This window comes from Mesorhizobium kowhaii, from assembly GCF_003253745.1.
GTDB classification, from domain to species: domain Bacteria; phylum Pseudomonadota; class Alphaproteobacteria; order Rhizobiales; family Rhizobiaceae; genus Mesorhizobium; species Mesorhizobium kowhaii.
On record NZ_MZXV01000055.1, the window covers coordinates 112,060 to 137,594 of the forward strand.

Here is a 25,535-nt window from a genome sequence, read left to right on the forward strand (position 1 = left end):
GGATTGCATATGGGGGGTGTAGTTGCGTGAAGTACTATATCTACGAGAACCAGAGGCTCGGTCGCGGGCGTGTCCACAGGGCAGACTGTGGTTTTTGCCAAAACAAGGAAGCCACCTTGCCGGCGAGTCCCAGCAGAAATGGCACCTGGCACGGTCCGTTCAATCGCTGCGATGCTTTCGCGAAAATCAAAGTGCTTGGCGTTACCGACATCAAGGCTTGCTCGGCATGCGACCCTTGATCTGACCTAGCTTTGTTTCGAGCGCCAGCTTGCGCTGCTGGTTGTTCCGGTCGCGCTCCGGGTCGAGAACCAAACATTTGGCGTCCACAGCGGGCTGTCCGGTTGCCGGAGCGGACGGGCTCGCAGCGGTCGTGGTCGTGCTGCTGTTGGCTAGCTGGAGAAAGACGCCGGCTTCACGCGCTTCAATCGCCTGCTGGGCACGGCGCTGCTGTTCGGCTTCCTCTGCCTGATCCTCATTGTTCGGACCCGGCGCCAAAACCCCAATTGCCGCTGGCGTTCCAGGATCGGCCGGCCGAGATCGCCAGACGCTTCCTCGATGCAGTGAGCGATGGCGGGTGGCGGTCACAACTCCTTCGCGTGCTCTTTTGGCGCCAAATCAAGCGCTTGGCTCAGAGGCACCGCCTTGGAGAATAGGAAGCCCTGAGCGGTTCTGCAGCCAAGCTTGTGCAGAGTTTGCCGATCTGCCTCCGTTTCGACGCCCTCGGCCATGACCTGATCCCGAGCGTCCTACCAAGATCGATGACCGTTTTGACAAGCAGCCGGTCCTCTCGGGACTTGGCTAAGCCGCGAATGAAGCCCTGGTCTATTTTCACCTTGCGTATCCGACTGTCCTTGAGCGATGCCAAGGTGGAAAAGCCGGTGCCTAAGTCATCGAGCGCGATGGAAATGCCGGCATGTGAAAGCCGTCCGAGCTTTTCATCCACTCTGTCCAGGTCCACCGGGGATTCCTCGGTAATCTCGATTTCGAACATCGTTGCAGGGAGGCCTTTTGCCGCCAGACCCTCCAGAATCATGTCATCGATGTCACCGGCTTCCAGTTCGCGCGGTGAAACATTCATCGCCACACGAACATCACGACGGTCAGCTTTCACCAAGCCGTCGATAAGCGCGCTTGAATCAGCTTTCCGGCTTGTCGTCCCGGTCGATGAGGATCCGCTCAGCGGCCCCGTCAAGATCCTCATATTGACCACTCCTCAACGCCCACAGAAAGCCGGACAGCCCAAGCGCGCCCAGGAGCAGTGCCACCGGTATGAGGTAGACGAGCGTCGTCATGACGGCTGCACTGATGCGCGAATGCCGGAGCGCGTTGCCGAAGGAGCCCTCGTCACCTCGGTGGGTGCAAAGCCTTGCAGGCGCAGCGCATTTCCAATGACAAGCAGTGACGAAGCGGACATGGCGATCGCCGCGATCAGTGGAGTGACGTTCCCCAGAATGGCGATCGGCACGGCGACGGCGTTGTAGACGATCGCGATGGCGATGTTCTGCCGGATCAGCCGCCCAGCCCTCCGCGAGACGTCCAGGGCAAGGGGCACTGCCAAAAGGCTTTCGCGCAGGAACACGAAGTCCGCCGCGTTGCGGCCAATGTCGGCGGCGGTGGCCGGAGCGATCGAGACATGCGCTGCGCTCAGCGCAGGCGTGTCGTTGAGCCCATCGCCAACCATCAGAACCTTGTGTCCGGATTTCGCCAGCGCTTCGATGCATTCAACCTTGCCGGACGGCAGCAGGGCCGGAACAAAGCGGTCGATGTTTAGCATTTCCGCGACTTCGCCACAGGCGCCTGCTGTATCGCCCGACAGCATTTCCACCGACACCCCAGCATCGTTCAATCGCTCGGTCGCCGCCCTGGCGTCGGCACGCAGCGCATCCTCGAAATCGAAGGTCGCGACAATGATCCCGTCTTTCGTCAGGACCGTCCCGCCGTAGCCATGTTTGCCTTCGCCGCCGGTCCGGGCCTTCCATCCAGCCCATCCGCGCCGGCCCAGCCGCCAGATACTTCCGGCGACAGTGGCTTCGATTCCAAACCCCGGATGCTCGGTGACGGCATCGAATTTGTGCTGCCCGCCAGCAGCGGCAAAACCGGCTATGGCCTTTGAAAACGGGTGACGCGAGTGCGCGGCCATGTCGGCGGCGATTGCCAGCATGGCCGGATCGATCGAGGTCGCATTGACCAGCCGGGGCTGGCCGAGGGTGAGCGTTCCGGTCTTGTCGAACACTGCTGTATCAATCGTTGCCAGGCGCTCCATGGCCGAACCGTCCTTGACCATGATGCCGTTCTCAAACAGGCGCCGCGCGGCGACCACCTGCACGATCGGCACGGCGAGGCCGAGCGCGCACGGGCATGTGATAATGAGAACGGCAATGGCGATGGTTATCGCCCGGTGCCAGTCGCCAGTCGCCGCCATCCAGCCAAGGAACGTCACGAAGGCGGTCAGATGAACCACCGGAGCATAGAACGCCGAAACGCGATCGGCGATCCGGCGATAGTGCGCCTGCCCGCCCTCCGCGGCCTCCATCAGGCGAACCATTTGCGCCAGGAACGATTCCTTGGCGGCCGCTGTCGCCTCGATCGTCAGCGAGCCGGTAAGATTGAGGACACCGGCCTGCACGAGTCCGCCTGGCGCCACGTTTCGGGGCGTGCTCTCGCCGGAAACCAACGAGCAGTCCAGATCCGACGCCCCCTGAATGATCTTGCCGTCGACGGGGATCCTTTCGCCGGCTGCGATCAGCAGCAGCATGCCTGGTTCGATCTCGCCAACCGGCAGGTAGTCGCGGGCGCCGTCGCCGCGCAGCACCATGGCGCCACGCGCCGCCAGCTGCGACAGGCCTTTCACGGCGGTCCGGGCACGCTCCCGCATGACATGATCCAGCGTGCGGCCGATCAAGAGGAAGAACAGCAGCGATACCGACGCGTCGAAATAAGCGTGATCGCCATGATTGATCGTTTCGTAGAGGCTCATGGCGTAGGCAAGCGCCACCCCGACCGCGATCGGCACATCCATGTTCATGCGGCCGTGGCGCAACGCATTCCAGGCCGAGCGGAAGAAGATGCCGCCGGCGAAGGCGAGTGCAGGGATGGCGATAAGCGCCGAGACCCAGTGGAACAGGTCGCGGGTAGCGCCTTCGGCACCGGACCAGACAGAGACCGAAAGCAGCATGATGTTGCCCGCCGCGAACCCGGCAACCGCGACGGCGCGGATCAACTCCGAAAGCGTCCTGTCCTTTTCTTCAGCCTCGGGGGCGAAGAGATGCGCCTGGTAGCCGAGCCGTCCAAGCGCGGCGACGAACGGTGGAACCTCGTCGCCGCGCCAGCGGACCGAGACCCGTTTCGTCGACAGGTTGACGCGGGCGCTCTCGACGCGATCGAGCTTTCCCAACGCCGTCTCGATCGTCTGGATACAAGCTGCGCAATGAACGCTCGGCACCGAAAGATCGGTCTGCCGAAGATCATCGCCAAGCGATCGGCTGGCCAATTTGATTTCCTGGCTAGACGGCAGGACCGATGTGGTGCTGCCCATATCCAGCGCCATTTCAGCGCCCGGTGCACAACAGCTCATTGCAGCGCTCCATGGGAAATCATGACCCGCCGGACTTCCCGATAGGGCTCTGCAAGGCCGGCATCGGCGTCGACTTCGATGATCCAGACGCCCTCTTTTGGCGTGTGCTGTCCCACAAACTCCTGATCCGCAGAAGGCGCCAGGACGATGGATTTGTCTTCTGCCTCATAGGCTGGATGACGAAACAGCACCTTGACGCCATGCAAGGGAACCGGCTTGCCGGCGGGGTCTGTAAGGCTGTAGCGAACTTCGCCCCATGTGATCGTCAGTTTGCCGGTCCAGCCAAGTGCTGCCTGCGCGCGCCCTTCCTCGGCCTTCTTGTTGAATTGCTGGCTCGCCACATAGGTGTTTTCGACGACAAGGCCGGTCCAGCTCGTGTTGGCGAGCGTGGCCATCGTCAGGTTGACCGCGATCACTACGCCGAAGAAGGCAAGGATGGTGAGCAGCATGTGCCTGCCGGTGAATTCGCGGTTTTTTTGCGTTCTGGCGCTCATTTGGCAGTCTCCGGTGCGTTGAACGTGGCGGTGTATTCGTCCGCCTCGAAACTCGCCTTGTCCTCGACACGGAACTTGAAGGTCTGCGCTGTGCCGCGGATCTGATCCGCCGGCTGGCGCACGAAGACCTTGAGCATTTTCAGGCGGTCGGGTTCGACCGGAATGGCGAAAGAACGGCCTGCCGGGATGTCGTCGCCGACCACGCTCATCTCGGCGCCCTGCAAGCCCTGCATCGTGACGACAATCGTCCTTGGCTCGGGGATCATGTTGAGCAGCTTGACGGTGTAGCCGTTGCGGATCGAACCGTCGGACAGGGTGACGAACTGCGGATTGCGGTCATGCAGCACGTTGACTTCGAGCCGGTCGCGCGTCAGCAGCGAATAGAGCAGGCCCAGGCCGATCAGCGACCACAAACCCATGTAGACATAGGTGCGGGGCCGAAAGATCTTGCGAATATGGAAATGGGCCACCTTGTCGGAGAACTGGCCATCAGCGGTCCTGACGAGCGACGGATTGACTAAACCGGATCCGCCCGCGGTCGCCAGCATCATGTTGGCGTTGTAGTCGGAGAGCGTTGCGTAGGAGATCAGCCCGCGCTCCCTGCCGAGCTTGTCCATGACGCCGTCGCAGGCGTCGATGCAAAGCGCGCAGGTGATGCATTCGAGCTGCTGGCCGTCGCGAATGTCGATCCCCATCGGGCAGACCGCGACGCAGGCATTGCAGTCGACGCAGTCGCCTACGGGCTGCCCTGCTGCTTGCACCGTCTTGGCGTGGCGTGAGCGCGGTTCGCCGCGCCAGTCATTGTAGGTGACGGTGAGCGAACTCTCGTCGAGCATGGCCGCCTGGATGCGCGGCCACGGGCACATATAGGTGCAGACCTGCTCGCGCATCAGCCCGCCGAGCGTATAGGTCGTCGCCGTCAGCACGGCGACGGTGATGTAGGCGACAGGTGCCGCGGTGCCAGTGAGGAGCTCGCCGGCCAACGTCGGCGCATCGGCGAAATAGAAGATCCAGGCACCGCCGGTCGCCGCACCTATGACCAGCCAGATGGCGTGCTTCGATACCCGCAACGAGAGCTTGCGAGCGGTCCAGGGTCCGGCATCGAGCTTCATGCGCGCGTTGCGGTCGCCCTCGATGGCCCGCTCGACGACCAGAAACAGATCGACCCATACGGTCTGCGGGCATGTATATCCGCACCAGGCACGGCCAACAGTGGATGTGACCAGGAAAAGACCGACGCCGGCCATGACCAGAAGGCCGGCCACATAGTAGAATTCCTGCGGCCAGATTTCGATGAAGAAGAAATAGAAGCGGCGGTTGGCAAGGTCGACCAGCACGGCCTGGTCCGGGGCAAACGGTCCCCGGTCCCACCGCAGCCAGGGCGTCAGGTAGTAGATGCCCAGTGTAATCGCCATCACCAGCCATTTGAACCGGCGAAAGCTGCCCGAGGCGCGCTTCGGGAAGATCTTCTTGCGCGGGGCATAAAGCGGCTGGCGGGTTTTGGCGGAGTGGACCGCTACGGCTTCGATCTGCGTTTTATCCAGCACGTGCATCTCCACTCGCGCGCAGCCGATGACATTGCGTGCAGCCGGACTCGTCTGCTTTGGCTAACGTCCGGAGTGCTAGGTTGAGCAAGCTTTCCGAATGGCGGGCAGCGCCGTTGGTGCAGGTCAATCCCAGCCTGCCGGGAATGTGTCGAGGCCCGGCGCGCGCCGGGCCTCGTCGCTTGGCGGGGAGGGGCCGAGAATAGGCTTCCGTTCCTATTCTCCGCCGCCAAGCGAATGGACATAGACCGCGAGCTCCTTGACCTTGGTTTCGCCAAGACGACCGATCCAGGCCGGCATGACGCCGTGCTTGGGTGCGCGGACCTGCGCGGCGATAGCTGTCTCGCCCGATCCATAGAGCCAGATCGCGTCGGTCAGGTCGGGTGCGCCGAACTCCTTATTGCCTTTTGCGTTGTCGCCATGACAGGCCACGCAATTTTCGGCAAAGACCTTCGCGCCAGGCTCGATCAGACTGGCGTCCTTGACCTTGCCGGAGAGGCTGGCGACGTAGGCACTGACCTGGGCGATCTGGTCAGCAGTTATGATGTCACCGAAGGCCGGCATTTCCGACAGGCGCGTGTCGGGGTCGGTCGCGAAGCGGATGCCATGCGTGATCGTCTGCTGGATCTGCCCGGTCTTGCCGCCCCACAGCCAGTCGTCGTCGTTGAGGTTTGGGAAGCCTGCTGAGCCTTGGGCGCCCGAGCCATGGCACTGCACGCAATTGACCTTGAAGGCGGCGCCGCCGGCAGCGACGGCGAATTCGCGCAAGGCATCGTCCGCGGCAATCTCCGAAACGGTCTTCGACTCCACCGCCGCGACATATTTGCCCTTGGCGGCTTCAGCCGCGGTCAGTTCGTTCTTGACCTCGTTGCGGCTGGAATAGCCGAGCACACCCTTCGTCGCCGAGTGCAGCAGAGGCCATGCCGGATAGGCGATGGTGTAGCCGATTGCCCAGACAATGGTGACGTAGAACGTTACGACCCACCAGCGCGGAAGCGGGTTGTTCAGCTCCCGGATGCCGTCCCATTCGTGGCCGGTGGTCGAGACGCCAGAGATTTCATCGATTTGCTCGCCGCTCATGATCAATCGTCCTTGAGGGGAATCCGGGCGGCTTCGTCGGCTTGCCTGCGGCTGCCGGGACGAAGTGCAAAGGCAATGCATCCGATGAAGAACAGCGCCATCGCGAGCAGGCCCCAGCTGTCGGCGAATTTCCGCATCAGATTGTAGTCCATGGCCATTCTCCTCAGCGGTAGCCGGCGGCTTCGTCATAGTTTTTGAAATCGACCAGCGTGCCGAGCATCTGCAGATAGGCGACCAGGGCATCCATTTCGGTGACCTGCTGCGGGTTGCCGTCGAAGTCACCGATCTTGGCTTTGGGGTAGCGGCTTTCCAGGCCGGACGTGTCGGCATTGGGATCAGCCTGCGCCATCAGGTCGGCACTGGCCTGAGCGATCATGTCATCGGAGTAAGGGACGCCTACGCGCCTGTTAGCGATCAGATGCGTCGAGAAGTCCTTCACCTCGATCGACGTGTCCTTCAGGAACGCATAGCTCGGCATGATCGATTCCGGCACCACCGAGCGCGGATCGGCTAGATGCTGCACATGCCATGTGTTCGAGTAGCGGTCGCCGACCCGGGCGAGGTCAGGTCCTGTGCGCTTCGAACCCCATTGGAAAGGGTGATCGTACATCGACTCGGCCGCCAGGCTGTAGTGACCGTAGCGCTCGACCTCGTCGCGGAACGGCCTGATCATCTGGCTGTGGCAGAGGTAGCAGCCCTCGCGCACATAGATATTGCGCCCGGCGAGCTCCAGCGGCGAATAGGGTCGCATGCCTTCGACCTTCTCGATCGTGTTGTCGAGATAGAAGAGCGGTGCGATCTCGACGATGCCGCCGACCGTCACCACCAGCAGGGAACCAACGAGAAGAAGCGTGGCGTTCTTCTCGATGACCGCGTGTTTGTCCATCAAGCCCATTTTCTGGCTCCTGATCGCGCACGCCGGAGGGCGGGGACGGAGCCCGGCATCGGATCCTGCTCGCGCTGGTATCCGAGGATGGTCATGGCGATGTTCCAGGCCATGATCAGGGTGCCGGACAGGTACATGGCGCCGCCGATGGCGCGCATGACATAATAGGGGTGCACGGCGGCGACGGTTTCGGCGAAGGAGTAGACCAGGAAGCCTTGCTCGTCGTACTCGCGCCACATCAGGCCCTGCATGATGCCGGAGACCCACATTGCCGCGGCGTAGACGACGATCCCGAGGGTCGCCAGCCAGAAGTGCCAGGTGACCAGCCGCAGCGAATAGAGACGTTCACGGTTCCACAGCTTCGGCACCATGAAATAGATCGCGCCGAACGAGATCATGCCTACCCAGCCGAGCGCGCCGGAATGGACATGGCCGATGGTCCAATCCGTGTAGTGCGACAGCGAATTGACCGCCTTGATCGACATCATCGGGCCTTCGAAGGTCGACATGCCGTAGAAGGCGATGGCCATCACCATCATGCGGATGATCGGATCGGTGCGCAGCTTGTCCCAGGCACCGGACAACGTCATCAGACCGTTGATCATACCGCCCCATGACGGCATCCAGAGCATGATCGAAAACGCCATGCCGAGCGTCTGCGCCCAGTCGGGCAAGGCAGTGTAATGCAGGTGATGCGGCCCGGCCCAGATGTAGAGGAAGATCAGCGCCCAGAAATGGACGATCGACAGGCGGTAGGAATAGACCGGCCGGTTCGCCTGCTTGGGCACGAAATAATACATCATGCCGAGGAAGCCAGCGGTGAGGAAGAAGCCGACGGCGTTGTGGCCGTACCACCATTGCGTCAGGGCGTCCTGGACGCCGGAGAAGGCGGAGTAACTTTTCGAGCCCAAGAACGAGACGGGCATCGACAGGTTGTTGATCAGATGCAGCATCGCGATGGTCACGATGAAGGACAGGTAGAACCAGTTGGCGACGTAGATATGCGGCTCCTTGCGCTTCAGGATCGTGCCGAGGAACAGGATGAGATAGGCGACCCACACGATGGTCAGCCAGAGGTCCACGTACCATTCAGGTTCGGCGTATTCGCGGCTCTCGGTGATGCCGAGCAGATAGCCGGTCGCGGCCATGACGATGAAGAGCTGGTAACCCCAGAACACGAACCAGGCGAGATCGCCGCCGAACAGCCGCGCGCGACAGGTGCGCTGCACGACATACAGGGACGTGCAAAGCAGCGCATTGCCGCCGAAAGCAAAAACGACGCCCGACGTGTGCAGGGGCCGCAGGCGGCCGAAATTGAACCAGGGCTCGATGTTGAGATCCGGATAGGCAAGCTGCAGGGCGATGACCACACCAACCAGCATGCCAACGACACCCCAGAACATGGTGGCGATAGCACCATAGCGGATTGGCCCATCCATGTAAGCGGACGGGTGGATGGGGGCCGTCGCCGCGAAGCTCGTGTTGCGCAGAAGGATGCCGAGAAAGCCAAGCAGCACGATCAACAGCACCCACATATGCTGCCGAAAAGGCTCGTCCACGCCAAAGCCGGCGGCCACCAGCGCCACAAACGCGAAAAGGCCCAAAGCGACGATTTGTGTGCCGAACTTCATGACATTTCCCGACCTCGGATTCCGATGCGCGGACGCCAAATCCGCGGTGCATTAATTCCTCAGCCGCGGCCTGCTCGCCCTGATCCATGTCAGGGCCACACGATTTTGCTTCGGGCAGATCGAGCTCGGTGCAATCAGAAGGTGGCGATTGAACTTGGAAAGGCAGCACGGGCCGCCCCGCTAATGGACAAGTCCGGCGTCCGCCGGGCCTGGCCGAGCGGAGGCGGTCCGGGCGATGTAATTAAGCGCCCATTGGGAAAAACTGCGGCTCTGCGACGCGCTGGAAAGTATTGCCGATGCCTTGCCGAGCGTCGATCGCTTCAAATGCCTTGGCACAGCCAGCGCGGTCGTTCGCTGCTTCGTGACATCCATCGGTTCGACGAGACGGTCATTTTCCCCGTGGATGAGGCGTACTTGACCTCAGCCGAGGCCAATCTTGCCTCCACCAGCCGGTTGCGCGCCGAGCATGTCGAGGATAAATGCTTCGCCGACGAGGTGACCGAAACGCTCCTGGCGATCGGTCATGGTGATCCGATAGAGACTGCGGAAGCTTTCGGGTTCATGCTACGCGGCTTCTTCGAAGGCGTGCGGCGACACATCGCGTTCGAACGCGAGCATGTCCTGCCGCGGATCGGAATAAGCGACGTAGGCCCGGCGCTTAGGTCTCATTCCAAGGGCGGTTACCGCGCGCCTCGGCCGCCGCAGCGCTGCTCCAGCCGGCTCATGCTGTCCACGGTCACATGGCGGTTGTTCTCGATCCGGATCACGCCGTCAGCCCGCAATCGCGTCAGCTGGCGGCTCACGGTCTCGTTCGTAAGTCCGAGGAAATCAGAGATGTCGGCACGCGTCAGCGGCAGATCGAAGCACGCCGACCTGGCCGCCGGGTCAACATTGGGGTCGATATTCCGGGCGATCATGAGGAGAAAGCTCGCCACCTTTTCCGATGCGGTCTTGCGCCCCAGCGTCACCATCCATTCGCGTGCTTCGTCGAGTTCGTTCAGCGTCTGCTTGAGCAGGCGATGCTCGAGTTCCGGCGATTCCTTCATCATCCGTTCAACGGCCGCCTTCGGAAACGAACATAGCGAGACAGCTGTTGCCGCTTCCGCGTTGATCGTGCTTTTCACCTTGAAGGGCCGTCCCAGAAAATCCGGTGCGAACTGGAGACCGACGATCTGCTGGCGGCCGTCCGAAAGGCTCTTCGTGAGCTTCACCACGCCTGAAAGCACGTTTGCATAGCTGTCGACGGCCTCGGCGTCGCCGATCAGCTCGACCCCTGGCTCGATTCTGTGTCGCGACGAAGTCTTGGCGAGCCCAACCAACTCGTCTGGATTGAGCGCACCGCAGACGCCACGATGCCGTGCCTCGCAAGACAGGCAAAGGACGGGAATGCCGGAACTGTGAATGTCCTGCCGTACTGTCATTTCGTTCGCTTTACCGGTCCCAAGTGCCAGTAGGATAGCAATCGACGACAGAGAAATCCTTGCGGCAGTTTGTCCGTGCTGAAGGTTGACCGAAATCAGGGCTTTGGCTCTTCGATGCGTCCAGAGGTCCGGCGACGAAAACACGGTGGACCACGACATGCGACCGGAATTAGCTGCCAGACTTGGCGAGAACGTCCCGCGCTATACCAGTTATCCGACCGCGCCGCATTTCCATGCGGGCGTCGATGCTGCCGTTTACCGTGGCTGGTTGGAGGCGCTCGAAAGTGGTGACGAGATATCGCTCTATCTGCACATCCCCTATTGCGACAGACTCTGCTGGTTCTGTGCGTGCCATACCAAGCAGACGCGCCACTACGAGCCGGTGTCTGCTTATCTCCGCACGCTGCGCACGGAAATCGCGACGATTGCCAGCCTTGTCAGCGGCAAGGGTCGTGTTCGGGCGGTCCATTTCGGTGGCGGTTCGCCGACGATGCTGAAGCCCGAGGACATGGTGGCACTGGGCACGGTCTTGCGGGACAGCTTCGATTTTCTTCCGGACGCGAAAATCAGCGTCGAAATCGAACCCAACGACATGGATGAAGCACGCCTGGATGCACTCGCCGAAATCGGCATGACGCGGGCGAGCCTCGGCGTGCAGGATTTCGATTCGAAAGTGCAAAAGGCGATCAACCGCGAGCAAAGCTTTTTGCAGACCAAAACAGTCGTCGACGGAGTTCGTTCGCGCGGCGTTGAATCGATCAATCTCGATCTGCTCTACGGCCTGCCGCACCAGACCAGGGAGAGCGTCTGTTCCACAATAGCGCAGGCGCTGACCCTGGAACCGGACAGGATGGCTCTGTTCGGCTACGCTCACGTGCCCTGGTTCAAGAAAAATCAAACGATGATCGACGAGGCATGGTTGCCCGGTCCCGCGGAGCGGTTTGCTCAATCGCAACTCGCCGCGCGCGCGATCGTGGACAAGGGATATGAGGCAATCGGCCTCGACCATTTCGCAAAACCGGGCGATGCGCTGGCGCTCGCGTCCCGCGCCGGAACCTTGCGCCGGGACTTCCAGGGCTACACCGAGGATCGCTCCGAAACCTTGATTGGCCTTGGCCCATCTTCGATCAGCCAATTTCGCCAGGGCTATGCCCAGAACATGCCTTCGACCGCCGAGTATGGTCGCATGGTTGCGGATGGCGGACTGGCCGGTGTCCGCGGCATCGTGCTCTCCGACGACGATCGCGTCCGAGGCTGGATCATCGAGCGGCTGATGTGCGATTTCGCCTTCTCGGCGATCGATCTGGTGGAGCGCTTCGGCTCAGCCGGCCAGAGGCTCCTTCTTCAGTCGAGTTCCATGGCCCTAAACGATCCCCTTCGATTGCTCGAACTTGATGGCGAAAGTTTCGTGGTGCCGGCTGAACGTCGCCCCTTCGTCCGAAGCATCGCGGCCAAGTTCGACAAATATTTCGAAAGCGGAACGGCAAGGCACTCGGTGGCAATCTGAGCACCACAGACGAGCGGTCACCGTTTTCAGTCGATCGCGAACCGATTGAGATACGTTTTTGACCGTTCATGGGCGACCGTCGCATCACGGACCAGATACGAAGGTCTCTGGCCATAGGCGACGATATCGTCCGGTCGTGCCTTCCGGCGTCCCCACCTCGTCCCTAAGGCAAATTCCTACTTTCGCGTACGGAAAAGTTAAACACGCTTGCCAAACGAACGGCGATGCGCGCCATTGACCAACTCTATGCTTCGGTTAACCTGACCCTGGTTGGCGTCGCGATTTCTCCGACATGCTGGCGGCCGGCAAACTTTCCTTTCTGGCTTTGGCAAACCCTCGGTCGCCTTCCAGAAACCCGGCCAGCATGAAGGGGATGAGCTCAGCTACCGACTCAGAATCGCCGTAGGTCTGACGGTAAAGCGCCGCATAGTCCTTGAGTGCTTGGCTCAGGTCGGCGCTGACGGTGATGGTGATCTTCGAAGGGGTCCGGTCCGGAAGCTTTCCAAGTTTCAGGTTGGCCATGACTACTCCTGTTCAATCGGATACGGCCGCAGCACGAGATCCTTGTGTACGACGACGCGCAACGGCCAACCGGGGCGGACCGTGATCGTGGGCTGAATATTGAGGTTCTTTTCGGTGATGCGCTGTCCGGCCCGACTGACGTTCTGCTGGGCGGATTCACGGATTGCCTTGACCAGATCGCTTTCGTTTTCCCCGAGGCTCAATTCCGTACCGACGCCTAGCAATGTGGCTAAGGCAACTCCCTTGATCAGCTGCCAGGTGTGGAAATCCACCTTGTCCTCAAGGCCAGCATAACCGGCGGTGTCTGTCGCGGGCAGATTGTCGATTTCGATTGACGAGCCGTCGGGCAGCAGAATGCGTTGCCAGACCAGCAGCGCGCGCCTTTGTCCAAAGGCGACAACGCTGTCATAGGTGCCGATCAGACGTGAACCTTGCGGGATGAGCAAAGTGTTGCCAGTGACTGTGTCATGCACGGTCTCGGTGACCTGTGCGACGACGAGGCCGGGCAAGTCGGAATTGATGCCGGTGATGAGGCTCGCTGCAATCACGCTGCCGGCCATCAGCTGATACGGCGAAGCCGGCGTCTGCAGCGCATGCGGATTGTAAGTCCCGCTTGTGTTCCGCTGGCTGACAAAATCGAGCTTGCGTTGTTGATTGTTCTGGTCGCCCTCGGCCGGCGCAACTGAGGCCGAGGCCCGTGCTGCCTCGGATTGCGGAAGCGGTGCCTCAGACGGCTGCTGCACACTGTGCCCACTGCCGGCGACATCCGACTGCCGGAGTCGATTTTCGATCTGGAAAAACACTTTCGATTCGCGTGCCTCGATCGCCTGCTGGGCAAGGCGCTGCTCCTCGTCCGAAACCTCGTGCCCTGGCGCGATGCCGAGCTGGCGTTGGCGTTCGAGGATCGGCCGGCCGAGATCACCTGGCAATGGTGGGCCGAGCACCAGCGCCTTCGGTTTGATCCCGGAGTAGTCTTTGGGGAGCGTTTCAAGTCCCTCGGCGGTTGGCTTGCGCCCCGTGTTGTAAAGCTCTTCCGCCTGCTCCTTGATGCGCAGAGCCGGTCCCTGAAGCGCGATCATGGTGACGCCGAGCACGGCGCCCGATCCGAGTGCAGCGATCGTGATGATCACGCCGCGCTTGAACCGCACCGCACGACGGGGTGAGGCCCGTAACTGCAGTTGCTCGGGATCGAGTTTCGGCGGAGCATTGGAGCGGGAAGTATCGGTCATGAATTTCCCCCCCTCACCTGCCGGAACGCGCAAAAAGTGGGATCCGCCGTGGCAGTTGCCGGCCGTCATTCCTCGTAATGCGCACCACTTGCTGCTGCTTGGTGCCGAGCCGCAGTTCGGCCGCGGCAAAGAGGCGATCGACGATGTAATAGTTGCCGCGCATGCGGTAATTGACGAGCTGGCTGTCCCCGTCAGCACCAACGACGAAGAGCGGCGGTGCCTCGCCCTGATCGATGCGGCGCGGGAATTCGATATAGACCTTACTGCCATCGTCGAAGGCGCGCGTCGGCCTCCATGGCGGTGTGTCGCCGGCAATCGAATAGCGGAAGCGAATATTCTCGAGCGCCACGTTCGACGCTACTGGCATGGCTGCCTCGGCCTGAGTGTTGCGCTGGCGAAGCGCGATGATCTGGTCCTCGCTGTAGGTCCAGGAAATCGCCGCCATAGCGGTCTTTTCCGTGCTTTGAAGCTGCAGGTGGTAGGTCCGCCGGTCAGTGCTGATGACCAGATTTGTGCCAAGCCCTGGTGCGAAGGGCTTCACCAGCACATGGGTTCGCTGGTTGTCGCCGGAACCACTGACGGTGTCGCCAATCACCCAACGCACTGTGTCGCCAGCCGACACGGATGAGAGTTTCTCGCCTGGCTGCAGGGCGATGTCGACGACGCGCTCGGGTGCTGCGTAAAGTTGGTAAAGCGCGCCTTCCGTGTAGGGATAGACTTGTACCGCGTTGATATAGCCATACTTGGTGGGTTGCTGTGTCGCCGCCTTGTTGGCATCCGCGACACGTTCTTCAGGGGAGCGTTTGTCCTCGACGGCTTTGCCCGGAGCGGGCTGTAGCTGGCCGGGTAGCGGCAAGGGCTTTGGAACTTCGACGATCCTGACCGGGTTTTCCGGTGCCTTCTCAACTGCCGCCGGTTTGAACTCAGCAGCGTCGTAGGAAATCTCAGGTGGCGGCACCGGCTTCGACGCGCAAGCCGAGAGGACGGCGGCCGACGTCGACATGATCAGCACGGCACGGAACAATGGCGTTCTATTTGTCATTGGCGGGCTCCTTCGGGGAAACGGATGTCGGCGCGGCACTGTCGAGCTCGCGCGACCAGTCGATGGCGTTGACGAAAACGCCGAGCGGGTTGTTGCGAAGCTGATCGGTATTGCTCGGCGGGCGGATCACGATGGTGAGGATCGCGGTCCAGCGCGTCGTGCTGGCCAGGCTGCCGCGCTCAAAGACCTGCTCGGTCCATTTGACCTGGAACGAGCTGTCAGAAGCCTTGACCACACTAGTCACCTGCACCGACACGCTACGCGTGCCGATCTGACCAAAGGGGTCGTTCGACTTGGCGTATTCGTTGAGAAAGATCGCTGCTCGATCTGTGGCAAAATCATAGGCTACCAGCCAGTTCTGCCGCACCAGCACCGGATCGGTGGAGACGGAACGAACATTCTGGATGAAACGACCGAGGTGCCATGCGATCTGGGCATCTGAGGGCTCGTAGTCCCGGATTGCCGGCGCAACGGCGCGCGCCTCGCCGAAGCGATCGACCTCAACGACGTAAGGCACGACGCGGCTCTGCATCGACTGCCATACAAGTCCGCCGGAGAGTCCAGTTGCCAAAGCCAGACAGCCGAGGGCCATGAGCCGCCAGTTGCGGGCCTGTACTCGAGATGAGCCGATCCGCTCGTCCCAGAGCTGGGCGGCCTTCTGATACGGCGTAACCGGTTCGGGTGTTTTGCCGTAACGTTGAACGGGTCGCTTGAAGAGCATCTAGTCGTCCTTGTCATTGAGAGAGGGATTGGCGCTGCCTCCAGGCCTGTCGCCATCACGGACTGCCTGCATGGCGGCGTGTCGATGCGCGCGAGCGGTCTGTTCGGAACGCAAGCGCCTCGCCCATGTCGGCGCGGCATTAGCGGCCGTACTGGCTGGACCTCCGACCATTGACGCGGTCGGCGTACCGCCAGTCGCGATCCAAGCGGCTTCCCGACCGGCATCGGCGCTGCGTCCGAATGCTCCGGTGGCAGATCGCGCTGCCCGCATCGCGGCGCCGCCGGCGGCACCCGCCACACCCTGCATTCCAGCAGCAACACCGGGCAGGCCAGAGTCGGGCGAGGTTGCACGCCCAATCTGCCATGCCGAGGAAGCAGCCGATCTCATGGCTGTGCCGGCCCGGATTGCCGCTAGACCGCCGCCAGCTGCCATGCGCGCACCGGCAAACGCAGCGCCTCCGGCAACGAGTGCTGAACCGGCGGCCGCCGTGGTGGTTCCGAGGGCAGCGCCCGCGCCAAGCTGCGGCGCGCCGGAAACAAGCCCTGAGGCGATCCCAGGCCCAAAGATGCCGAGCCCAAGCAGCGCCAATGCTCCCAGCACCTGAGACATGGCGGCAGCCAAGTCCGGCTCCTTGCCTTGCAGCGCGGACGCGAACTCGCCGAAGAGCGTGGAGCCGATGCCAACAACGACGGCGAGCACCATCACCTTTATGCCCGATGAGATCACATTGCCGAGCACACGCTCAGCGAGAAACGCCGACCGGTTCCAGAGCGCGAAAGGGACTAGAGTGAAGCCCGCCAGTGTGGTGAGCTTGAACTCTAGGATGGTGATGAAGAGCTGGATCGAGAGAATGAAGAAGGCGATGATGACCAGGAACCAGGCCACGAGCAGGACGAAGATGGTGAGCGCATTGCCGAAGATTTCCGGGAAGCCAAGAAGCTGGCTTGCCTGATCGAGCAGCGGCCAAGCGCCCTCGAAACCGGTCGCGGCAATGCGGCCAGGATGCAGGAGATTGTCGGCGGACAGATTGCCGGAGGAGGCGTTGATGCCGAGACCGGCAAAGGACCGATAGATGATGTCTGCGAGGTTCTTGAAATTGTTCAGAATGAAGGCGAACACGCCGACATAGAGCACCTTGCGGATGAGCCGGCCGAAAATGTTGGGCTCGCCTCCAAGCGCCCAGGCGAGACCCGCAAGTGTGATGTCGATGCCGATCAGGGTGGTGGTGAGGAAGGCGACGTCGCTCGAGAGCAGACCGAACCCGCTGTCGATATAGCGGATGAAGGTCTCCATGAAGCGATCGATGACCCCAAGGTCGTTCATGCCGCCGCCTTTCTCGTCGTAGAGAACTGGTGATCAGTTGCCGGGATAGGCTGTACCGGTGCCCAGGAAGCGCTTCGTCGTCTGGCGGGCGGCTTCCTCGGACTGCGCCTTTCGGGCGGCATCTTCAGCCTCAGCCCGAAACTGCGTCGCGAGCAGCGTCTGAATCTGCATCTGCTGCTTGGTCGAAAGCGCGATCAGCTGATTGGTGGTCTGGCTTGCTTCAAGCGCGCCAGCCGCGCCTTGGCTGCGGTTGACGAGATCAGCAAGCAGGTCGCCGTCGCCACGGACATTCCCGACGATCTGGGATTGCACACCCATGGTCTGGCGGAACCCCTGCATGGCGCTCTGCCAACGTTCGCGCGCGGCGCTCGCTAGGTCGCTGACCTTGATCGTGGCGTCGTAGCTTTCCGGATATTGCTGGCGCCACTGGTCCTGAAGCTGGTTCAGATCGAAGCTTAGGCCACTTGCCTGATCCATCAGACCATCGATTCGTTGGAGCGAACCGGTGAGCTGGCCCACCGAAGAGAAATCCAGGCTCTGGAGGTTGCGCGCCATGTTCTGTAGCATGGTGGCCTGGTTCTGCAGCGACTGGATCTGGTTGTTGATCTGTTCCAATGCGCGCGCCGCCGAGAGCACGTTCTGCGTATAGTTCGACGGATCGAAGACGATCAGGGCATAGGCTGGCTGAACATAGTCGGCCATCGGCTTGGCGATCAGAGAGACGGTGACCAAGCTCGTGAAAAGGCGGCGTCCCATCATGATGATTGCTCCTTGTCTGGTTGAGGGAATTGCAGAAGAAGCTCGGCGGCCCAATTAAGGCCCCGCGCGCTCAGGAAGCGGGAGGCAAAGCTGCCCTGCCCGTCCTTGGACAGGACGTTGCCGATCAGGGTCTGCGTGGATGGATCGGAGGCACCACAAAACGCGAGCGTGATGGGGCCGAGCCCGAGCTCGAACAGACGGTTTCCACGGCCCGATTGCAGATAGTAGTGCCGTTTCGGCGTGGCGCGGGCGACCAGTTCGATCTGCCGCTCGTTCAAACCGAAGCTCTCGTAGGCTGCTCTCGACTGCGGTTCCACGGCACGATCATTGGGAAGGAAGATGCGCTGTGGGCAGCTCTCGATGATTGCGGGCGCGATTGTAGAGCCCGCGATATCGGCAAGCGACTGCGTGGCGAAGATCACCGACACATTCTTCTTGCGCAGCACTTTCAGCCATTCGCGGATGCGGGCGGCAAACAGCGGATTGTCGAGATAGACCCACGCCTCGTCGAGCATGAGCAGTGTCGGCCGTCCGTCGAACCGCTCCTCGAGGCGATGGAACAAATAGGTGAGCACAGGCAGGAGAGCGCCCTGGCTGTGCGTCAGTTCTTCGGTCTCGAAACACTGCACATCCGACAAGGCCAGCCGATCATCATCGGCGTCGAGCAATCGGCCGAACGGGCCCTCGAGCGTGTACGGCATCAATGCGGACTTCAGCGCATTGGACTGAAGCAGGACCGAAAGGCCGGTCAGCGTGCGTTCCTGCGCCGGCGCGGTGGAAAGGCTGCTCAGTGCCGACCAGATTGCCTCCTTTACCTCAGGGGTGACGGTGACGTTCTCATGGGCAATGAGGCCTGCGATCCATTCGGCCGCCCAACTGCGGGTAGCCTGGTCGTTGATGTTGCGCAGCGGCTGGAAGGAAAGCGCCCCGTCCGCGCCGAGCGCGTGGTGCTCTCCACCCATGGCGAGTGTCGCCACGCGGGCTGAATTGCCCTTGTCGAAGACATAGACCTGCGCGCCGGCGTAGCGTCGGAACTGAAGAGCGATCAGCGCAAGCAGCACCGACTTGCCGGCGCCGGTCGGTCCAACGATCAGCATGTGGCCGACATCTTCGACATGGGTGGAAAGCCGAAACGGTGTCGACCCGCTGGTCTCGACGAAGAGAAGCGGAGGTGCCACTCCCCGGGTGACCTTGGCGAGATGCTCGTTCTCCGACGGACCGGCCCACGCCGACGACAGCGGCATCAGATGGGCAAGGTTCAGTGTATGAATGAGCGGCTGGCGAACATTGGCATAGACATGGCCGGGCAACGAGCCGAGCCATGCCTCGACCGCGTTGACGCTTTCGCGGATTGTGGTGAAGCCGAGCCCGTTGACGATGCCCTCGACCGCGCGAAGTTTCTCGGCGGCGGCTTGGCGGTCCTCGTCCCACACCGTCACGGTCGTGGTGAGATAGCCGAAGCCGACATGATCGCCGCCTAACGCCTGAAGTGCTTCGTCGGCATCGAGTGCCTTGTTGTCGGCATCGCTATCAACGAGCGGAACGGGTTCGTTGGTCACAACCTCGCGCAGGATCGCGGCGATCGATTTGCGCTTGGCAAACCATTGCCGGCGGAACCGCGTCAGCGTTTTGGTGGCGTCCGTCTTGTCGAGCGGAATGAAGCGCGCCATCCAGCGATAGGCGAAATCCCGGTGGTTGAGTGCGTCGAGAATTCCCGGCCGCGTGACGTTCGGGAATCCGAGGATAGTGAGCGTGCGAAGATGCTGCTCACCCAGCATCGGCTCCAAGCCACCGGTAAGCGGCGCATCTATCAGGATGCCGTCCAGATACATGGGCGTTTCTGGTACGGTGACGGGATGGCGGCGGGTGGAGATTGTGCCGTGCAGGTAAGCCAGCGTCTCGGCATCGTCGAGCATGCGCACTTCGGGCATAAAACCCGACAGAAGATCGAGGACGCGGTCGGTCTCGTCACGGAACCTCGCTAGCTCCTGGCGCCAGTCTCGTTCGCCTTCGGAATGATGAGAGTCGACGAGCGCGCTTTCCGCCCGCGCCTGGCTGTCCGGCGGCGACATGAACAGCAAGGTCAGGTGATAGCGGCTCTCGAAGTGCTCGACCTGGCCCTCGAAGGCCGCACGCCGTTCTTCATCGACCAGCCATGACGCCGCGTCGGGAAAGTGTGAATTCGGATAGCCCAGCGCTTCGACGCGCTCGGCTTCGAAGAACAATGCCCAGCCGGAGCCAAGCCTTCTCAGCGCATTGTTTGCCCGCGCGCAGATGCCGACAAGTTCGGCCTCCGTCGCGCTTTCCAGATCGGGGCCGCGGAACTGTAAAGTCCGTTGAAAGCTGCCGTCCTTGTTGAGCACGATGCCCGGAGCGACCAGTGCGGCCCAGGGCAGATGATCGGCAAGCCGATCGGCTTTGCCGCGATATTCCGAAAGGTTCAGCATGCGAGCCACCCCTTCAGGCGAAGATGACGGACAAGCACGCCGGCGAAGTCCGGATCGCGGCGAGCGGCAAAGACCGCGAGCGTGTGGCCGGCGATCCAGAGCGCCAGCCCGGCAATCCACTGCTGCAGGCCAAGGCCTATTGCCGCGGCCACCGTGCCATTGAGGATCGCCACCGCTCGCGGTGCGCCGCCTAACAGGATCGGCTCGGTCAATGCCCGGTGAACGGGAACCTCGAAGCCCTCGATATGCTGCTCTCCGGCGACCATCAGACGAGCGCCCCGCCGCCGAAGGAGAAGAAGGAGAGGAAGAAGCTCGACGCCGCGAAGGCGATCGACAGGCCGAAGACGATCTGGATCAGCCGGCGGAAACCGCCTGCAGTGTCGCCGAAGGCGAGCGTCAGGCCGGTGGTGATGATGATGATCACCGCGACGATCTTGGCAACCGGTCCCTGCACCGATTCCAGGATCTGCTGCAGCGGTTGTTCCCACGGCATGCCGGAGCCGGCCGCGTGAGCCTGGGCTGTAAGAAGAAACGCGAGCGCGGTGGACGAAAGAAAGCGAAGCTTCTTGCGCATGAGGTGACCTTTCAAAGCTGCTGGAGTTGCGGAGGCGTGAGCGGGGCGACGGCGTAATCGCCGCTGCCGTCGAGACCGGTGACCTCGGCGATCGCGTCGATGCGGCGCGAGGATCCGCGCCCGGCGATGAAGACGATCAGATCGATGGCATCGGCTATGAGTCGGCGGGGAACGGTGACGACGGCTTCCTGGGCGAGTTGCTCGATCCGGTAGAGGGCGGAGCGCGCCGAATTGGCGTGAACCGTGGCGATGCCACCGGGGTGGCCAGTGTTCCATGCCTTCAGCATGTCGAGGGCTTCCGCCCCTCGGACTTCGCCGACGATGATGCGGTCGGGCCTGAGCCGCAGCGTCGAGCGTACGAGATCGGCAAGCGTCACCGAGCCCCGTCTTGTCCTAAGCGCAACGCAGTCCTTGGCAGTGCACTGCAGCTCGCGTGTGTCTTCGATCAGGATCACCCGCTCGTCGCATTCGACGACTTCGGCCAGCAGCGCATTGGCGAGCGTCGTTTTGCCCGAGGACGTGCCGCCTGCGACCAATATGTTGCGCCGCTCGCGTACCGCCTTCGCCAGCGCATCGGCCTGCAGCGGCAGCATGATGCCGTCGGCTACATAGTTGGCCAGCGTGTAGAGTTTTGCCGCCGGCTTGCGGATGGCGAAGCATGGCGCCAGTGCGACCGGCGGCAACAGCCCCTCGAAGCGCTCGCCCGAGGGCAGTTCGGCGCTGACGATCGGATTATCCGCATGCGCCTCGGCGCGCACGTGGGAGGCGACGAGGCGGATGATGCGTTCCGCCTCGGAAGGGTGCATGTGCACACCGGTATCGACTCGGCCTTCTCCCAACCGGTCGAGCCGCAGCGCACCATCGGGATTGACCATCACTTCGATAACGGCTGGATCGGCAAGGGCCTCGGTGATCGCCGGCCCCATCGCGGTGCGCAGCATGGTACGGCGGCGATGGTCGGCCTCCGGATGAGAGCTCATCCTTCTCCTCCCACGACATTCTCCTTGCCGAGCGACCGTTTCCCGGAGGCGATCTGGCGGCCGACCTGCTCGACGAATTTGTCGAAACGCTCCTGGGCAATGGCCTGCGTTGCTTTGTCCGGAACCGGCGTGTGGGCATGAAGCGTGATCGAGAAGCGGATGAAGAGCGCCAGGCTCTCCAGGATCATCTCGGCATCGCGCCTAACGTGAGCGAGGTCGCGGGAAAGACGGTCGAGCCTCACGCCGTAGCGGCGGTCGAGCTCATTCTCGCCACGCCGCTCGATGAAGGCCTCGACCGCCTTCGCCACGACCGCGGACTTGGTGGTCGATGGATCACGGCTGAGGTTTTCTAGTTTCTCGCTCAGCCCAAGCTCGAGCAGAAACTGATGACGAATGCGGTGGGGCTTCATGCGGCTTGTTCTCGACAGGCCGGCGTTGCGCCGGCGGCGGGAACAAGCATCGGCCAGACGCCAGAAATCGCTTATGGCCGTTATCTACGCTGAGATGCGCTCTGCCATTGAGCAGCCTTCAGAAGCCGGGGACGATGTCGTCGCCCCTGCCCTCGTTGATGCCATAGGCGCGTGCCGCGGTGGAAATCCGATCCATCACGCGCTTGTCAGCGACCGTCTCGCTATCATCGTCAGCGGGGTTGAATAGATCTTCCTGATCGGGCTCCTGGGTGACGGCGGTCTGTTCTTCGGGCAAACCGGGATGGCGCTGCTGTTGGACGCCACCCTCGGCTTCGATTGTCGCGCCGGCGCTTTCATCGTCGGCGGCAAGACGGCGGTCGACGCTGCGCACCTGCCCAGTCCAATCGTCTTGGCGCGGCGCAGGGCAGTCCCCGTAGGCGCCGTCGCGCAGCACTGGCGAAGGCAGCACTCGCTCGGTGAAATTCTGATCCTGGTAGTAGCGCAGCTTCTTAGCGCGGATCGGCGGCAACCCCGAAACCAGTACGAGTTCGTCTGTCGGTGGCAGTTGCATCACCTCGCCCGGAGTCAGGAGCGGGCGAGCGGTCTCCTGGCGGCTCACCATGACATGCGAAAGCCATGGCGCGAGCCGATGACCGGCGTAGTTGCGCATGGACCTCAGTTCCGTCGCCGTACCGAGGGCGTCTGAAATGCGCTTGGCCGTACGCTCGTCATTGGAGGAGAAGGCAATCCGCACATGGCAGTTGTCGAGTATGGCGTTGTTCTCGCCATAGGCTTTCGAGGTCTGATTCAGGGATTGCGCGATCAGATAGGCGCGGATGCCGTAACCAGCCATAAAGGCGAGTGCGGTCTCGAAGAAATCAAGGCGCCCGAGTGCCGGGAATTCGTCCAGCATCATGAGAAGCTGATGCTTTCGGCTCTTCTTTGGATCACCCTCCAGGCGCTCCGTCAGCCGCCGGCCGATCTGGTTCAGGATTAGTCGCACCAAAGGCTTGGTGCGCGAGATGTCGGATGGCGGCACGACCAGATAGAGCGAGATGGGTCGCTCGGCATCCATGAGGTCAGCGATGCGCCAGTCGCAGCCCGATGTTGCAGCCGCTACCGTCGGATCTCGATAGAGCCCGAGAAACGACATGGCTGTCGAAAGAACGCCCGAACGCTCATTCTCCGACTTGTTCAGCACCTCACGCGCGGCTGAAGCTACGACCGGATGGACTTGGGGCTTATCCGCCGCGCCCAGGTGGTTGGTTGTCATCATTCGCTGCAGCGTTGCTGCAAATGAGCGCTGCGGATCGGACAGGAAGGTGGCGACGCGGGCAAGCGTCTTTTCCTCTTCGGCGTAGAGCACATGCAAAATAGCGCCGACCAGAAGTGAATGACTGGTTTTCTCCCAATGATTCCGTCGTTCCAGCGCACCCTCCGGATCGACCAGAATGTCTGCGATATTCTGGACGTCGCGAACCTCGTTCAGGCCCCTGCGTACCTCAAGCAACGGGTTATACCGCGCTGATCTCGGATCGGTCGGATTGAACAAAAGACAGTACGAGAATTTCGACCGCCAGCCGGAAGTCAGCTGCCAGTTCTCTCCCTTGATATCGTGAACAACAGCCGAGCCTATCCAGGAAAGAAGAGTTGGAACAACCAGGCCTACACCCTTGCCGGAACGCGTTGGAGCAAAGGCCATGACGTGTTCTGGCCCGTCGTGTCGTAGATACCGGTCCTTGAGCGTGCCGAGGAAAACGCCTGCGGGCCGAAACAGTTCTGCCTTCTCGATCTCCCGTACGGCTGCCCATCTTGAGGAGCCGTAGGTGGTCACCAACCCGCGTTGTCGCGCGCGCCAGACGGAGCCGCCGATCGCGGCAGCACAGCCCATGAACCCGCTGGCGCCGGCAAGCGCGCCAGCCTTGTCGAAGACCTCAGGTGCATACGCGTCGAAATGGAACCACCATTCAAACAGTTTCCACGGCTTGTAGATTGGCCAGCCGGAGGCGATGAACCAGGGCGCGCCGAGCGGCGCCTGATGGCCAAGCATGTGGGCGCACCATTGTGTCGCAGCCCACACGCCAAGGAGGACGATCGCAAACACAACGGCGATCTGCCCAATTAGCAGCTTCGTGGGTGTCACTGGCTCGCTCCACTGTTCTGGACAGGTGGATCAAGCATGGCGCTGCACGGCGGAAACCGGAATGCGCCCTACATACGATGGGGTGCGATGAACGCCCTGCTATTTAAATGGTCGTCCGTCCGGCAGTTCCGGACAGCCAATTATGCGACTTTTATTTGTAGCAGCTAAGTTAAAATGTCCGGATCTGGCAAAGTAGGAATGTCGCTCCTGCCTTGCCAATCTCCCCGCGTTCGAGAGCGCGGGAGATTGCAGATTGGGACTGGTTCTGAGGAGCGAACGCGAGCTGCGGCGTATCGAGGTTCTGTCGAAGGTTATTGAGCAGCGAATGACAGGCGTTGCAGCGGCAAACCTGCTCGACGTTTCAGTTCGTCAGGTCCAGCGGCTGTTGAAGACGTTCCAAGCGGATGGCGCTGCGGCTCTCCGGCACAAGGCGCGTGGCCGGTGTTCCAACAATCGCATTGTCGATGGTGTTCGCGACTTCGTGCTTCAGCTGATTCGCGAACACTACATCGACTTCGGTCCAACGCTTGCCCGAGAGAAGCTGATCGAACGGCATCAGCTCGCGGTCAGCAAGGAGACGCTCCGCAAGTGGATGACGGAGGCTGGAATCTGGACGTCGCGCCGTGAACGCAAGCAGCGGCTGCATCCGCCGCGCGGGCGACGAGACTGCTTGGGCGAGATGGTGCAGATCGACGGCTCGCATCACTGGTGGTTCGAGAACCGTGGACCCAAATGCGCCCTGCTCGTCTTCATCGACGATGCGACCGGCAAGCTGCTTCATCTGCGCTTTGCCGGCTCCGAGAACACGTTCGACTACTTTCATGCGGCAAAGGCGTATCTGCGGGAATGGGGCAAGCCACTTGCGTTTTACAGCGACAAGCATGGCATTTTCCGAGCGACCCATGGTTCCGAGAAGGATAGAAGCAGCGGCCTGACACAGTTCGGCCGGGCTCTTTATGAACTCAACATCGATATCATCTGTGCCAACACCCCACAGGCCAAGGGTCGCGTCGAGCGCGCCAACCAAACGCTCCAGGACCGGCTTGTGAAGGAACTGCGCCTGCGCGACATCAGTACGATCGAAGCGGCCAATGCCTAACCAGATTCGCGAGTTCGTCCGTTCCACATGGGGTAATCGCGGGAGCGTGTCGCCCAGAGAACCAATCATATCCTTGGAAGGTGGCTGTTCCCCGATAAGATGGAAATACGGGCTCACGACCTGACGCCGGGCCCAAGCATCTGATGGAG

23 protein-coding genes and 3 pseudogenes are annotated in these 25,535 nt (G+C 61.7%); 3 read left to right on the forward strand and 23 right to left on the reverse strand.

All coding sequences use genetic code 11. From position 1 onward, the window contains the following. Positions 1-210 precede the first annotated feature (210 nt). From B5V02_RS25360 to ccoN, 10 genes and pseudogenes are all read right to left on the reverse strand, one after another. Complete coding sequence (locus tag B5V02_RS25360; RefSeq protein ID WP_146606152.1) at positions 211-585, reverse strand: hypothetical protein; 375 nt, start codon at positions 583-585, stop codon at positions 211-213. Then, positions 582-1,201 (reverse strand): annotated as a pseudogene (locus tag B5V02_RS25365) (EAL domain-containing protein). Before B5V02_RS25365 ends, B5V02_RS25360 begins: the two are co-directional and overlap by 4 nt. Then, positions 1,137-1,292, reverse strand: coding sequence for a cbb3-type cytochrome oxidase assembly protein CcoS (ccoS, locus tag B5V02_RS25370; protein WP_111546794.1), 156 nt, complete (start codon positions 1,290-1,292; stop codon positions 1,137-1,139). Before ccoS ends, B5V02_RS25365 begins: the two are co-directional and overlap by 65 nt. Next, the gene (locus tag B5V02_RS25375; protein WP_111546795.1) at positions 1,289-3,574 is read right to left on the reverse strand and encodes a heavy metal translocating P-type ATPase; all 2,286 of its coding nucleotides are present in this window, start codon (positions 3,572-3,574) and stop codon (positions 1,289-1,291) included. Before B5V02_RS25375 ends, ccoS begins: the two co-directional genes overlap by 4 nt. Further along, positions 3,571-4,068 (reverse strand): FixH family protein, encoded by a 498-nt coding sequence (locus tag B5V02_RS25380; RefSeq protein ID WP_111546796.1) that lies wholly within the window; start codon positions 4,066-4,068, stop codon positions 3,571-3,573. The genes B5V02_RS25375 and B5V02_RS25380 overlap by 4 nt, the downstream gene beginning before the upstream one ends. Beyond that, a complete protein-coding gene (gene ccoG / locus B5V02_RS25385) occupies positions 4,065-5,621 on the reverse strand; it encodes a cytochrome c oxidase accessory protein CcoG (protein WP_111546797.1) in 1,557 nt (518 codons plus the stop codon). Before ccoG ends, B5V02_RS25380 begins: the two co-directional genes overlap by 4 nt. Positions 5,622-5,828: 207 nt before the next feature. Next, on the reverse strand, positions 5,829-6,692 hold the full coding sequence (ccoP, locus tag B5V02_RS25390) for a cytochrome-c oxidase, cbb3-type subunit III (RefSeq protein ID WP_111546798.1): 864 nt from the start codon (positions 6,690-6,692) through the stop codon (positions 5,829-5,831). Between the two features lie 2 nt (positions 6,693-6,694). Next, a complete protein-coding gene (locus B5V02_RS25395) occupies positions 6,695-6,844 on the reverse strand; it encodes a cbb3-type cytochrome c oxidase subunit 3 (protein ID WP_111546799.1) in 150 nt (49 codons plus the stop codon). An 11-nt stretch (positions 6,845-6,855) separates the two neighbouring features. After that, a complete protein-coding gene (gene ccoO, locus B5V02_RS25400; RefSeq protein ID WP_111546800.1) occupies positions 6,856-7,587 on the reverse strand; it encodes a cytochrome-c oxidase, cbb3-type subunit II in 732 nt (243 codons plus the stop codon). Then, positions 7,578-9,209 (reverse strand): cytochrome-c oxidase, cbb3-type subunit I, encoded by a 1,632-nt coding sequence (gene ccoN, locus B5V02_RS25405; protein ID WP_111546801.1) that lies wholly within the window; start codon positions 9,207-9,209, stop codon positions 7,578-7,580. The genes ccoO and ccoN overlap by 10 nt, the downstream gene beginning before the upstream one ends. A gap of 324 nt (positions 9,210-9,533) precedes the next feature. Between ccoN and B5V02_RS25410 the strand changes: the two are divergent. Next, positions 9,534-9,782, forward strand: a pseudogene (locus tag B5V02_RS25410) (hypothetical protein); the annotation flags it as partial. Positions 9,783-9,889: 107 nt separating this feature from the next. Here B5V02_RS25410 and B5V02_RS25415 read toward each other — a convergent pair. Further along, the gene (locus tag B5V02_RS25415; protein ID WP_111546802.1) at positions 9,890-10,630 is read right to left on the reverse strand and encodes a Crp/Fnr family transcriptional regulator; all 741 of its coding nucleotides are present in this window, start codon (positions 10,628-10,630) and stop codon (positions 9,890-9,892) included. 157 nt (positions 10,631-10,787) lie between these two features. On the opposite strand from B5V02_RS25415, the gene hemN reads away from it, so the two are divergent. Then, complete coding sequence (gene hemN, locus B5V02_RS25420) at positions 10,788-12,137, forward strand: oxygen-independent coproporphyrinogen III oxidase (protein WP_111546825.1); 1,350 nt, start codon at positions 10,788-10,790, stop codon at positions 12,135-12,137. Between the two features lie 255 nt (positions 12,138-12,392). Here hemN and B5V02_RS25425 read toward each other — a convergent pair whose 3' ends face one another. The 12 genes from B5V02_RS25425 to B5V02_RS25480 form a co-directional block, all read right to left on the reverse strand. After that, entirely contained in the window at positions 12,393-12,659 is a 267-nt protein-coding gene (locus B5V02_RS25425) for a DUF2274 domain-containing protein (RefSeq protein ID WP_111546803.1), read from the reverse strand. 2 nt (positions 12,660-12,661) lie between these two features. Further along, on the reverse strand, positions 12,662-13,888 hold the full coding sequence (locus B5V02_RS25430; RefSeq protein WP_111546804.1) for a TraB/TrbI/VirB10 family type IV secretion system protein: 1,227 nt from the start codon (positions 13,886-13,888) through the stop codon (positions 12,662-12,664). A gap of 13 nt (positions 13,889-13,901) precedes the next feature. Further along, positions 13,902-14,930: a P-type conjugative transfer protein TrbG gene (gene trbG / locus B5V02_RS25435; protein ID WP_111546805.1), complete on the reverse strand. Its 1,029-nt coding sequence runs from the start codon at positions 14,928-14,930 to the stop codon at positions 13,902-13,904. Then, entirely contained in the window at positions 14,920-15,651 is a 732-nt protein-coding gene (trbF, locus tag B5V02_RS25440; protein ID WP_111546806.1) for a conjugal transfer protein TrbF, read from the reverse strand. Before trbF ends, trbG begins: the two co-directional genes overlap by 11 nt. After that, positions 15,652-16,974, reverse strand: a complete 1,323-nt coding sequence (gene trbL / locus B5V02_RS25445) for a P-type conjugative transfer protein TrbL (protein WP_111546807.1) — start codon at positions 16,972-16,974, stop codon at positions 15,652-15,654. Positions 16,975-17,007: 33 nt separating this feature from the next. Next, positions 17,008-17,733 (reverse strand): P-type conjugative transfer protein TrbJ, encoded by a 726-nt coding sequence (trbJ, locus tag B5V02_RS25450; RefSeq protein ID WP_111546808.1) that lies wholly within the window; start codon positions 17,731-17,733, stop codon positions 17,008-17,010. After that, on the reverse strand, positions 17,730-20,180 hold the full coding sequence (trbE, locus tag B5V02_RS25455; RefSeq protein ID WP_111546809.1) for a conjugal transfer protein TrbE: 2,451 nt from the start codon (positions 20,178-20,180) through the stop codon (positions 17,730-17,732). The genes trbJ and trbE overlap by 4 nt, the downstream gene beginning before the upstream one ends. Beyond that, positions 20,174-20,446, reverse strand: a complete 273-nt coding sequence (locus B5V02_RS25460) for a VirB3 family type IV secretion system protein (protein WP_111546810.1) — start codon at positions 20,444-20,446, stop codon at positions 20,174-20,176. Before B5V02_RS25460 ends, trbE begins: the two co-directional genes overlap by 7 nt. Beyond that, positions 20,446-20,754, reverse strand: coding sequence for a TrbC/VirB2 family type IV secretion system protein (locus tag B5V02_RS25465; RefSeq protein ID WP_111546811.1), 309 nt, complete (start codon positions 20,752-20,754; stop codon positions 20,446-20,448). The genes B5V02_RS25460 and B5V02_RS25465 overlap by 1 nt, the downstream gene beginning before the upstream one ends. 11 nt (positions 20,755-20,765) lie before the next feature. Further along, the gene (gene trbB, locus B5V02_RS25470) at positions 20,766-21,734 is read right to left on the reverse strand and encodes a P-type conjugative transfer ATPase TrbB (protein WP_111546812.1); all 969 of its coding nucleotides are present in this window, start codon (positions 21,732-21,734) and stop codon (positions 20,766-20,768) included. Continuing rightward, complete coding sequence (locus B5V02_RS25475; protein ID WP_111546813.1) at positions 21,731-22,144, reverse strand: CopG family transcriptional regulator; 414 nt, start codon at positions 22,142-22,144, stop codon at positions 21,731-21,733. Before B5V02_RS25475 ends, trbB begins: the two co-directional genes overlap by 4 nt. 118 nt (positions 22,145-22,262) lie before the next feature. Next, a complete protein-coding gene (locus B5V02_RS25480; RefSeq protein WP_111546814.1) occupies positions 22,263-24,287 on the reverse strand; it encodes a conjugal transfer protein TraG in 2,025 nt (674 codons plus the stop codon). Positions 24,288-24,540: 253 nt separating this feature from the next. Here B5V02_RS25480 and B5V02_RS25485 point away from each other — a divergent pair. Further along, positions 24,541-25,383: pseudogene (locus tag B5V02_RS25485) on the forward strand (ISNCY family transposase); the annotation flags it as partial. Positions 25,384-25,535 lie beyond the last annotated feature (152 nt).